The 1,442-nt window shown below is 26.3% G+C and carries 2 protein-coding genes; both read left to right on the top strand.

Translation table 11 applies throughout. The features are described 5' to 3' along the window. The first annotated feature begins 126 nt into the window (after positions 1-126). A complete protein-coding gene (locus M3Z80_RS09655; RefSeq protein ID WP_293919402.1) occupies positions 127-645 on the top strand; it encodes a peptidoglycan amidohydrolase family protein in 519 nt (172 codons plus the stop codon). Positions 646-647: 2 nt separating this feature from the next. Then, positions 648-1,442: hypothetical protein (locus M3Z80_RS09650; protein WP_293919401.1), on the top strand; the 795-nt coding region annotated here is incomplete at its 3' end.

Genomic DNA, 1,442 nt, shown 5'->3' with positions numbered 1-1,442 from the left:
TTTAAATATAAAAAAACTTATTTAAATATACAAGCGGCAATAAAATGTTTATTAATAAATTTTATACACCAAACACACTAAAACAAAAACAAATATAAAGAAACTAAAAAACACGACGATGATAGAATTTCGGAGAAAGGAGAAAATACGATGGATTGTTCGGAATTAGTATGCCGTTATTTACAGAAAATAGAATGGAGTAAAAAGGTAATGGGAGGTAATACTCGAATACTCTATGAATTTGCAGAAAAATACTCTATCTACTTACAAAAACATGACGATTTAGATTATAAGCCTCAAATAGGAGATATATTTATCTGGAAGAGTTCTTCAGGAATGGGGCATACCGGAGTGATCATTGATTATGAAGAAATACCCAATAAAAAGGGTGAAATAGAAGGAGTTGTAACCACTGTGGAAGCAATAAGTTCAAGTGAAAGACCTTATGGGATGGCAGATGAAATAAAAATGAAAGGAGTGATTAAATTAAAATGGAAAAAGGATTCATACCATTTATTAGATCATAAAGTAACTGCCCAAAGAAGTCCCTGCCGATTTTATACACCGTTAATACATTACAGTAAAGCAGATAAAAAGGTAAATTGGAATAAGAATAATTATAGTTTTGAAATAATAAAGAAATGATTATGAAAAAAAGAATAATATTTTTCAGTTTATTCATATTATTTTTTTCCTGTAGAGGAGAAGAAAATAAGAAAGAAGAAAAAAAAGAAAAGCCTATTATAGAAATTGCACAAAATACACAAATGGATAACATTGGTTTACAAAATACGCAGAAGGATAGCATTAATTTACAAAAAATAGAAGAACATATAGAACTACAAAAAAGAGTATTTGTAGAAGACCATATTCCTGACAATGAATATATAGCCACACAAGAGGATTTAGATTTACAACTACTTTTATTAGAAAAATCATTAGAGAATAGCGGTTATAAATTCCCGGATTATTCCTTATTTAAAGAGAGGATAAAATATGTATTTGGAATAGATATAGACAAAAGTGAAGAAAATATTGTTACATTATATGCACAAGAACCAGTCTATGACAAGGGAAAAGCATATACGGATGAAGAAATAAAACATATACTATTAAAAGAAACGAATCTAACTTTTGATCAATTTAAATATAGTTTTTCAAGTTATGATTGGAATTTATTTATAGATAAACAAAGGAAAATAATAACTCCTATGGTATTTCTGAATGATTTAATAAAAATTAAGGGGAAAGATAAAAAAGAGTATAGTATACAACAAAATTTAAAAGTATTATCCTTAAATAAATATTTAATATATAATGACAAAGCTAGTTTAAATTATTTATTACCTAGAGAAGCATATTTATCAAGGTCATTATTATTAAATTTTAATTATGACAAGGAAGATAAAATTAATGAAAATGTAATGGATAGTTTATACACT

This window comes from Apibacter sp. (assembly GCF_025291155.1).
Classification (GTDB): domain Bacteria; phylum Bacteroidota; class Bacteroidia; order Flavobacteriales; family Weeksellaceae; genus Apibacter.
This window is presented reverse-complemented; position numbering and strand designations above follow the sequence as displayed.